The sequence below is a fragment of the Asticcacaulis sp. genome (genome assembly GCF_020217185.1).
Lineage (GTDB): Bacteria > Pseudomonadota > Alphaproteobacteria > Caulobacterales > Caulobacteraceae > Asticcacaulis.
This window is the reverse complement of record NZ_JAIWNX010000270.1, coordinates 1-10,000: the sequence shown is the minus strand read 5'-3', so window position 1 is coordinate 10,000 and position 10,000 is coordinate 1. Positions and strand designations below refer to the sequence as shown.

The following is a 10,000-nucleotide window of genomic DNA, read 5'->3' as shown; positions in this document are numbered from 1 at the left end:
TCTGAATGTATCGCCACCAATGTCAATGGCGCGGAAAACGTCGTCTGGGCCTGCCTGCAACAGCGGGTGCAGCGCGTGGTGGCGCTGTCCACCGATAAGGCCTGTTCGCCGATCAACCTTTATGGCGCGACCAAGCTGGCCTCGGACAAGATTTTCGTCGCCGCCAACAACCTGTCGGGCGACATCGGCACACGCTTCTGCGTCGTGCGCTATGGCAATGTGGTCGGCTCACGCGGGTCGGTGGTGCCCTATTTCAACCGACTGCTGGCGCAGGGCGCGACTGAGTTGCCCATCACCGATGTGCGCATGACGCGCTTCTGGATTTCGCTGCATCAGGGCGTCGATTTCGTCCTGTCGTGCCTTGAGACCACGCGCGGCGGCGAAATCTTCGTGCCCAAGATCCCGGCCACCACGGTATGCGATCTGGCCACCGCCATGGCCCCGCAGGCCAGCCACAAGGTCATCGGCATCCGGCCGGGCGAAAAGCTGCACGAAATCATGATTTCCGCCGATGATTCGCGCTCGACCTGGGAATTGCCGGACCGTTATTTTATCGAGCCGGAATTCGTCGAATATGCCCGTCAGCCGGCCACGACCACCCGCGCGGTCAGGGTCGATGAGGGCTTTGCCTATTCCAGCGACATCAATCCCGAACGCCTCGATGTCGAAGGTATTCGCGACCTGATGAAGGCCTATCTCGCGTGACGACCACCCCGTTCCTGCCCTATGGACGGCAATCCATCGCCGACAGCGATATTGAGGCGGTGGTTGAGGCCCTGCGTTCCGACTACCTGACCACAGGCCCGAGGGTCGAACGCTTTGAGCGCGAACTGGCGGCCACGGTCGGGGCCAAGGAGGCCGTGGTCGTGTCGAACGGTACGGCGGCCCTGCATCTGTGTATCCTGACGCAGACCCTGACGCCCAACGATGTGGTCATCGTGCCGTCGATCACCTTCGCGGCCTCGGCCAATTGCGTCGCCTATTGCGGGGCGCAGGTGATTTTCGCCGACGTCGATCCGCTGACCGGCCTGATTACGGATGAGACGTTTGACGCGGCTCTGTCCCTGATCGGCCCTTCGCAACGCTTTGCCGGGGTCATCCCCGTCCACTATGCCGGGCGTCCGGTTGATCTTGGCCATATCTCGGCCGTGGCGCATGCGCGTAGGGCCTTTGTCATCGAAGACGCCTGCCATGCGCTGGGCAGCACGGGGCCGCAAGGCACCATCGGGGCCTGCGCGGCCTCGGACATGGCCAACTTCTCCTTCCATCCGGTCAAGACCCTGACCACCGGCGAAGGCGGGGCCATCACCACCAATGACGAAGCGCTGGCGCGCCGTCTGCGCCTGTTGCGCAGCCACGGTATCGAGCGTGATCCGGCCCGCTTTGAAGGGCTGGGCTATGGCGATGGCGATGACACTGGCCCGTGGGTCTATGAGATGCAGGCACTGGGGTTCAACTACCGCCTGCCGGACATCAATTGCGCGCTGGGTGTGGCGCAGTTGAAGCGCTTGCCGGGCTTCATCGAACGGCGTAAGGCGCTGGTGGCGGCCTATCAGGCGGCGCTGGCTCAGACCAATCTGCCCGTGTCGTGGACGGCCCCGGCGGCGGGCGATGATCCGGTGTTTCACCTGTTCGCCCCCGGCATCGACTTTGCGGCGGTGGGTAAGACCCGCGCCGAGGTGATGGCAGCCTTGCGCGACCGCGGCATCGGCACGCAGGTCCACTATATCCCCGTGCACCGTCAGCCGTACTGGCAAACGCGGCAAGTGAGCCCGCGCGACCTGCCGGGCGCCGATGCCTTCTACCGTTCCACCCTGTCGCTGCCGCTCTATCCCGACATGGCCGACAGCGACCCGGCGCGCGTCGTTGCGGCGCTTAAAGAGGTGCTGGCATGACCCCCGAAATCACGCCCGAAATCACGATCGCAGGCCGCAAGGTCGGCACGGCCCACAGCCCCTATATCATCTGCGAGCTGTCGGGGAACCATAATGGCTCGCTTGATCGGGCGCTGGCGCTGGTCGATGCCGCCGCCGATACCGGCTGTGACGCTATCAAACTCCAGACCTATACCGCCGACACCATCACGCTGAAATCCGACCGTCCGGAGTTTCAGTTGAAGGGCGGCCTGTGGGACGGCTATTCGCTCTATGACCTCTATGAGGAAGCCCATACGCCCTGGGACTGGCATCCGGCTTTGTTTGAGCGGGCGGCCAAACGCGGCGTGGCGATGTTTTCGTCGCCCTTTGACGATACGGCGGTCGATTTTCTCCATGATCTGGGCGCGCCGGCCTTCAAGATCGCCTCGTTTGAGCTGATCGACCTGCCACTGGTTGCCTATGCCGCCTCAAAGGGCAAGCCGCTGATCATGTCCACGGGCATGGCCAATCTGGCCGAAATCGAAGCGGCTGTGGCCACGGCGCGTCAGTACGGCACGGGTGAGATCGTGCTTTTGCATTGCGTCAGCGAGTATCCCGCCGACATCCGCGACGCCAATGTGCGCGTCGTCCCCGATCTGGGGGCGAAGTTCGGCTGCCCGTCGGGCCTCAGCGACCATACGTTCGGCACGGCGGCTTCGGTGGCGGCGATTGCGGTCGGCGGCTGTGTCATCGAAAAGCACTTCACGCTGGCGCGCGCCGATGGCGGGCCAGATTCAGGCTTTTCGCTGGAGCCGGCGGAATTCACCGCGCTGGTGAAGGACTGCAAGGACGCCTGGGCGGCGCTGGGGCACGTCCATTACGACACGCTGGGCTCTGAGCGCGGCTCGAAGACCTTCCGCCGCTCGCTCTATGTCGTTGAGGACGTCAAGGCGGGGGATGTGTTCACCAAAGCCAATGTGCGCTCTGTGCGTCCGGGGCTGGGCCTGCCGCCCGCGCGCCTGTGGGACGTGCTCGGCAAACCGGCCACCCGTGACATTGGACGCGGTGAACCGCTCAGCGACGATATGGTGGGGTAAGCCGCCCCACCCCCTCCCCTGACGGAGAGGGGGTGAGTTTACGAACTGTCGTCATCTTCGGCGGTGAGCAGGGCGTCGATCTCCTCATCGGACATCAGCCCGCCCAGCATCTGCAACATCTCTTCGATCTGCTCACGCGACATGCCCGGCTGAGGTTTCCGGGCCAAAGCGCGGGCGGCGATCTCGGCCTGAGTGAGCGCCGTCGTCTGGGCATCTACCGGGCCAAGTGATACCGCCGGTCTGGGCGCGTCACGACGCGGGGTCGCTTCGACGGCGTAGCGCCAGCCGCGCCCTTCGGCGGCATCGACGCGCGCGTAAAGCCGCTCGATCATCAGGGCGCGACGAATACCTTTTTCAATGTCTTCGCCGGTTTCGGGATCATCGAGCTTATCGAGACCGATCAGCATACGGTCGGCAAAGGCGCGCAGACGCTTACGCCGGTCTTCGGCGGACAAGGGGCGTGAGGGGCTTTGCGTCTGGGTCATGGGACGAGCATAGACCGCGCAAAAACAGAGGGGATAGATTTTATTTTCGGGTGCAGGAGCCGTGCCCTTGCCCCTCGCTTCCCGCTAGATCATTATGATTTCTGGTAGAAATATAATGATCTAGATGTTTAGCCCCTCGCCGGGCGGTGGCTCCGCCACCTTGGCCGCCGCCTCAATGGCGGCTTGAGCGGAATGATTTCATCGGAAACCATTCCGCTCTATACCTCGCCTGTCCGGGGCGATAGACTGGCCCTATGAACAAACCGAGCAAACCCGTTGTCGGCGGTGGCGCCAAAAAGGTGCTGTACGCCCTGAAAACCGCCACGCGCATTGGCCTCGACAATACGGCCAAGGCGCTGACGGCCAAAAATGCCTGCAAGGCCTGCGCGCTGGGCATGGGCGGGCAGAAGGGCGGCATGACCAATGAGGCGGGGGAATTCCCCTCGGTGTGCAACAAGTCGATTCAGGCGCAATCGACCGATATTCAGCCGGGCATCCCGCCGGAGGTGATCGACCACAGCCTGTCGGACCTGCGCGAACTGGACGGGCATGAGCTGGAGCATCTGGGGCGGCTGGCCTTTCCCATCTATAAGGCGGCGGGTTCGGACCGCTATGTGCCCGTGGACTGGGACTTTGCGCTCGATCTGGCGGCGCAGCGGTTTGCCGCGACGAAGCCTGAGCGCAGCTTCTTCTATTCGTCGGGGCGTTCGTCGAACGAGGCGGGGTTTGTGCTGCAATTGCTGGCGCGGCTCTATGGCACCAACAATGTCAATAACTGTTCCTACTACTGCCATCAGGCGACGGGGGTCGGGCTCGACAGCACCATCGGCACCGGTACGGCGACGGTGGAGATGGAAGATCTCGACCGCTGCGATTTCATTCTGGTTATCGGGGCCAATCCATCGTCCAACCATCCGCGCTTTATTCACAAACTCAAAGGTGTGAGGGATCGCGGCGGCGAGGTGGTGATCATCAACCCGGCCAGGGAGCCGGGGCTGGTGCGCTTTGCCCTGCCGAAAAGCGTGAAGTCGATGGTGTCGGGTGGCGACTGGATCGCCTCTGACTATCTGCAACCGCGCATCGGGTCAGACCTTGCCGTGCTCAAGGGGCTGATCAAGGCGGTCCTGGAGAATGGGGCGCAGGATGACGATTTTATCGCCGATCATACGGAGGGTTTTGCGGCCCTGCGCGCCGATATTGCGGCCACCGACTGGACGGAGATCGAGGCGCGCACGGGTCTGACTCAGGCCGACATTTCACGGGTGGCGGGTCTTTATGCGCGGGCAAAGTCGGCGGTGATTGCCTGGGGCATGGGCATTACGCACCACCTCAATGGCGTCGATAATGTCGAATATATCGCCAATCTGTGCCTCGTGTGCGGACAGATCGGGCGGCCGGGGGCCGGGCTCCTGCCCCTGCGCGGCCATTCCAATGTGCAGGGCATCGGCACCATCGGCGTCAAGCCGGTGCTGGCCGCCGAGGTGATGGCGCGCATGGAAGAGACACTGGGGGTTACTCTGCCGCGCGAAAAGGGACTCGACACCATGCGTGGCATGGAGGCGGCGCATCGCGGGGAAATCGACGCCGCCCTGATTATGGGCGGCAACCTGTATGAGGCCAATCCCAATAGCGCTTTCGCCGAGGCGGCCTTTGCACGGATCGGCTTCAAGCTGTTCCTGACCACCACGCTCAATCGCGGCCACATCCACGGCCACGACGACAGCGAAGCCCTGATCCTGCCCGTCACCGCGCGTGACGAGGAGTGGCAGCCGACGACGCAGGAATCGATGTTCAACTTCGTGCGCCTGAGCGATGGTGGCATCTGCCGACTGAAATCGGTGCGGCCGGAAACGGAAATCCTGTGCGAGCTGGCGCGGCGGCTTCTGCCCGACAGTCCGGTCGATTTCGAAGCCTTCAAGCAGCATCGCACTATCCGCGAAGCCATTGCGCGCATCGTGCCGGGTCTGGAGGACCTGGCCGATATCGACATCGCCAAACGCGAATTCCATATCCGCGGCCGCATCCTGCACGCGCCTGAGTTCAAAACCGCATCCGGGCGCGGGCGCTTTATCGTGCGCGACTTGCCGCCTGTGCCGGGGGCGCTCCTTCTGACAACCGTGCGCTCAGAGGGGCAGTTCAATTCGATCATCTATGAGCGCACGGACAGCTATCGCGGCATGGACCGCATGGACGTGATGATGAATGCCGAAGACATGGCCGGGCTGGGTCTTAGCGATGGCGATGCCGTGGTGGTGGAATCCGAACACGGCGTGATGAGCGGCGCGCGGGTGCGGGTCTTCGATCTGGCGCGCGGTTCGGTCATGGCCTACTACCCGGAAGCCAATGTGCTGACCGGCACGGCGGTCGATCCGCGCAGCCGTACCCCGTCCTTCAAGGCGACGCCTGTGCAGGTGCGAAAAAGCACCTGACCGCCCCTTGTAATCCGGCTGTCACCGTCCCTAATGATAAGGGGTGCAGAACGTACGGATGGGGACTTTATGAAAACGTTGATGAGGTGGATCGGACGGCTGCTGATGGCGCTGGTTCTGATGGCGGGTCTGGCCTATGCGGGGGCCTGCGGCTACCTGTTTGTGGTACAGCGCGACAAGCTCTATCTGGCCCCGCACGCCGATATCCGGCCCAACCTCGCCGAAGTGCCGGGCATTCAGGACCTGCGGCTTAAAACGCCGGATGGCGAGACGCTTCAGGCCTGGTATCTGCCGCCCAAGCCGGGCCGGCCCATCTATCTGCTGTTTGCGGGGCAAGGGCGACGGCTGGACGAACAAAGCCACCGCCATATCGCGATGTCGAAACGTGGCGACGGCTTTCTGGCTCTGGCCTATCGCGGCTTTTCCGGTTCGACGGGTAAACCGTCCGAAGACGGTTTGTTCATGGACGGGCTGGTCGCCTATGACTGGCTGAAAAAGGCAGGCTATCAGCCGCAGCAGATCGTCATTCACGGCCACTCGCTGGGCTCAGGCGTGGCAACCTATGTGGCGACCCAGCGCCCGGCCAAGGGCCTGATCCTCGAAGCCCCGTTCACGGCGGCGTCCGACGTGGCGCAGGAGCGTTACCCCTACATCCCGGTGCAATGGCTGATGCTGGACAAGTTTGCCAACCGCGACCGCATCGGCTTTGTGCATATGCCGATCCTGATTGTGCACGGCGACCGCGACGACATGATCCCCTTTGCGCACGGTGAGCGTCTGTATGCGCTGGCCCCGCAGCCCAAGACCTTCAAACGTATGGCGGGCGAAGGCCATTCGACCCTCACCCGCGCCGGTGTTTATGATTTCTATGACAGGTGGCTCAGCTCACTTCACTAAGCTCAGCGCCTGACCTTCGTTGATGGCGGCCACGGCGGCCTTTAACGTGGCCATATCGGCCTTGCCGCTGGCTTCGATTACCAGCCGCTCACCGATGACCACCGAATAGCTGCCCGACTGCGTATCGCCGTCCCACTTTTCGCTGATGATCCGGCCCTTGTCCGAGTGGACCTTTTCGTAGCTGTTGCCGCTCTGGCTGGACGACGACACGTTCATCGCCGTGCCAAAGGCCGCCAGCGCCCCCATGGCCCCGATGTCAGACACCTTCAGCTCAACGCGCTTGTCGCCCTGCGCATAGACGGCGTGCGCCTCAGAGGCCGAATAGCTGCCCGTACCACCGCCGGAGGCCCCGGCCTCGCTCTTGGCCGCGCCGATGAAGGAGGCGGGCAGCAGGGCGTCGAGCTTGGCCGGCTCCACCGCCGGGGTGGCCTTGCCCTCTTCCATGGCCCTGGCCGCGGCCTCCATCTTCTTCGCGGCCGCTTCGAGGTCATTGCCATTGACCTGCACCGAGCCGTTGGGCGTCTCGACCTTCATGGCTCCGGTCAGGTTCGGCGCCCCGCCGGCCATCATCCCCGTTGCCATAATGGCTCCGGTAATGCCGCCGATGATCAGTTGAATGACGATCATGACCACGATAACCACCGCCGTGTAGCCCATGCTTTTTTCCTTGGGCGACTGCATCAGGCGCGGCAAGCCGGTGTACAGCAGGTAGAGACCATAAAGCCCCAGCAGACCCAGCGCCCCCAGCATCGGCAGCAGGGCGAAAATCCCCGCCAGCCACCCGGCCGTCATCGCATAGGCCGCGACCTTGAAGGCCTGCACATCGTCCTTGACGCCACCAAAATTGGGGGCCAGCGCGTTGATGACAAAGGCCGCGATATAGACCGACACGATCGACAGCACATAGCCCACCACCGCAATGATCAGACCGCTGACCACCGGTAACTTGCTGCTGATGCCCATAAAGGACATGCCGACCAGACTGTTGCCGACAAAGCCGGCAATGGCCGGGATAGCCGCCAGAATCATCACATAGCCGGTGGTCAGGGCGGCCTTGCTGGTCGGCTCGCTGGCGATTGTTTCCCACTCCGGCGACGGGCGCAGCAGGATGCCCTTGATGCGCGCCAAAAGCGGCGGGCGGGCGGTGGTTTCGACGGTGGACATGACAGCTCCCCTGAGCAGTGAACGGTGCCGCATAGTCGGTCAGCCCGCGTCGGGGGTCAATCGCGTGTTTTCAGTATCTATCAAGTGCTGCATAGGTCAGCAGATCGCCCGCCTTGATCGCTGGCGCATGGGGCAGGCGGCGGATCAGCACGTCGCTTTGGGCAAAGACGGCGATCAGCGACGAGTCCTGATCGGCAAAGGGCCGAAGCGCCGGGCAACCCTTGTCGTCCGTCACAATGCGTCCCCTCAGCCAGGTTTCGCGCGGGCCATTGGCGGCGATATCGACGGCGGCGGGCAGGCTCAAAAGCGTGTCGCGCCCGCCTTGCCCCAACGCCGCCTCGATCCACGGCTTGAGGAACAGTTGCGCGCACACCATGCTGGAGGCCGGGTTGCCGGGCAGGCCCAGCACGCGGCGACCGTCGCTGAGCGCACCCGTCCAGGTCGGCTTACCCGGCCGGATATTGACGCTGCCAAAGTCGATCTGGAGCCCCAGCCGCTCCAGCGCCGGTTTGACCAGATCATAGTCGCCGACACTGGCCCCGCCGATGGTGACGATCAGGTCGGCCTCGGTGTCTTTCAGCGCGTCGTGGATGCCGTCCAGATCGTCGCTTTCGACACCAACAAAGCTGGCCTTCGCCCCCCACTGACGGCACATGGCCAATAGGGCAAAGGACCCGGACTCAAAAATCTGATCCTCGCGCGGCTCTGTGCCGGGTGCAACCAGTTCGTCACCGGTCGAAAGGATAGCGATGCGCGGGCGGCGCGCCACCTTCAGCGTCTTTTGACCCGCCGCCGCCGCCAGCGACAAGCGCCAGGCATCGAGGCGCACCCCCGCCGACAGCAGTTCGTGCCCGGCCTTGAAGTCCTGCCCTCTGGGGCGGATATGCGTCTTGGGGTCGTTCCAGCCGTCGGGCTCAATAAACACGCCCATATCGGTGACGCGGACATTTTCCTGAATGACCACGGCCTTAGCTCCGTCAGGGACCGGCGCGCCGGTATAGATGCGCACGCATTCGCCCCATTCAACGCGGCCTTCGAAGCGCCGCCCGGCGGCACTTTCGCCGATCAGGCGCAGCGGCGCGCCCTGCGCCACCGGATCGGTCAGCGACTTGCAGATGGCATAGCCATCCATGGCCGAAGCATCAAACGGCGGCTGATCGCGCGTGGCGATGACCGGCTCGCTGAGGACACGGCCCAGCGCCTTCGACAAGGCGACCTTGCGCGTCTGCGGTGCCGGAGCCGCCGCGCGCATAAAGGTGACGGCCTCATCAACGGGGATACCCTTGCGCGTCATTTTTCCAGCAGCCTCGGCATCAGTTCGACCATGTTGCACGGGCCGTGGCGCGAATCGAGCTGCCAGCGGATGACCTTGTCCCAGCCGTCCTTGCACGCGCCGTTCGAGCCCGGCAGGCAGAAGACGAAGACGCCGCGGATGATCCCCGCCAGCGCCCGCGATTGCAGGGTGGACAGGCCCACGGTCTGGAAACTGACCATATGGAAGATGGTCGAAAAGCCTTCGATGCGCTTGTCAAACAAAGGCTCCACCGCTTCGGGGGTCACGTCGCGCCCGGTAATGCCGGTGCCGCCGGTCGAGATGATGACATCGACATTACCGGAGTCGATCCAGTTGGTGATGACCGTGCGGATATGGTCCTTATCATCGCGCACCAGCTCGCGCGCCGCCACGTGATGGCCTGCCGCCGTGATGCGCGCGTCCAGCAGGTCACCGGAGGTGTCGGTGTCGCGCGTGCGGCTGTCCGACACGGTGAGGACAGCGATATTGACCGGCTTGAACGGCCGCTCGAAGTCTATGCGCCCCGCGCCGATGTACGATTTTTCTTTATCCGTTAGTTCCATTCTATCCTCCGGTGACGGACATGGTCCGGCGCGGCGTGTAGGCGGTGTGCGGGGCCTGCGCCCCGATGAAAAAGTCGTGTGCCTTAGGCTTATGGCGCAAGGCTTCGGACAGGGCGGCACTGAGGGCGGCATTGCTGGTGTCTGCTCGCAGGGCGGCGCGCAAATCGACATGGTCGTCCTGACCCAGGCACATATAGAGCTGTCCGGTGCAGGTA

9 protein-coding genes and 1 pseudogene are annotated in these 10,000 nt (G+C 63.6%); 5 read left to right on the top strand and 5 right to left on the bottom strand.

What is annotated here, in order from left to right; all coding sequences use genetic code 11:
• The 3 genes from LDL37_RS13670 to pseI all read left to right on the top strand — a co-directional run.
• Positions 1 to 705: polysaccharide biosynthesis protein (locus tag LDL37_RS13670; protein WP_290799324.1), on the top strand; the 705-nt coding region annotated here is incomplete at its 5' end.
• Positions 702 to 1,895 (top strand): UDP-4-amino-4,6-dideoxy-N-acetyl-beta-L-altrosamine transaminase, encoded by a 1,194-nt coding sequence (pseC, locus tag LDL37_RS13665; protein ID WP_290799322.1) that lies wholly within the window; start codon positions 702 to 704, stop codon positions 1,893 to 1,895. The genes LDL37_RS13670 and pseC, both read left to right, overlap by 4 nt.
• Positions 1,892 to 2,953 (top strand): pseudaminic acid synthase, encoded by a 1,062-nt coding sequence (gene pseI / locus LDL37_RS13660; protein WP_290799319.1) that lies wholly within the window; start codon positions 1,892 to 1,894, stop codon positions 2,951 to 2,953. Before pseC ends, pseI begins: the two co-directional genes overlap by 4 nt.
• 38 nt (positions 2,954 to 2,991) lie before the next feature.
• Here the strand turns inward: pseI and LDL37_RS13655 are convergent, their stop codons facing one another.
• A complete protein-coding gene (locus LDL37_RS13655) occupies positions 2,992 to 3,438 on the bottom strand; it encodes a hypothetical protein (RefSeq protein ID WP_290799317.1) in 447 nt (148 codons plus the stop codon).
• Positions 3,439 to 3,692: 254 nt separating this feature from the next.
• On the opposite strand from LDL37_RS13655, the gene LDL37_RS13650 reads away from it, so the two are divergent.
• Together LDL37_RS13650 and LDL37_RS13645 are read left to right on the top strand one after the other, a co-directional pair.
• Complete coding sequence (locus LDL37_RS13650) at positions 3,693 to 5,867, top strand: FdhF/YdeP family oxidoreductase (protein ID WP_290799315.1); 2,175 nt, start codon at positions 3,693 to 3,695, stop codon at positions 5,865 to 5,867.
• Positions 5,868 to 5,936: 69 nt separating this feature from the next.
• Entirely contained in the window at positions 5,937 to 6,764 is an 828-nt protein-coding gene (locus LDL37_RS13645) for an alpha/beta hydrolase (protein ID WP_290799313.1), read from the top strand.
• On the opposite strand, the gene LDL37_RS13640 is transcribed toward LDL37_RS13645, so the two are convergent.
• The 4 genes and pseudogenes from LDL37_RS13640 to LDL37_RS13625 form a co-directional block, all read right to left on the bottom strand.
• On the bottom strand, positions 6,753 to 7,928 hold the full coding sequence (locus tag LDL37_RS13640) for a Yip1 family protein (RefSeq protein ID WP_290799311.1): 1,176 nt from the start codon (positions 7,926 to 7,928) through the stop codon (positions 6,753 to 6,755). The genes LDL37_RS13645 and LDL37_RS13640 overlap by 12 nt on opposite strands.
• Positions 7,929 to 7,998: 70 nt before the next feature.
• On the bottom strand, positions 7,999 to 9,222 hold the full coding sequence (gene glp, locus LDL37_RS13635; RefSeq protein WP_290799309.1) for a gephyrin-like molybdotransferase Glp: 1,224 nt from the start codon (positions 9,220 to 9,222) through the stop codon (positions 7,999 to 8,001).
• Positions 9,219 to 9,785, bottom strand: a complete 567-nt coding sequence (gene moaB / locus LDL37_RS13630) for a molybdenum cofactor biosynthesis protein B (RefSeq protein ID WP_290799308.1) — start codon at positions 9,783 to 9,785, stop codon at positions 9,219 to 9,221. Before moaB ends, glp begins: the two co-directional genes overlap by 4 nt.
• A 1-nt stretch (position 9,786) precedes the next feature.
• A pseudogene (locus LDL37_RS13625) lies at positions 9,787 to 10,000 on the bottom strand (GTP 3',8-cyclase MoaA); the annotation flags it as partial.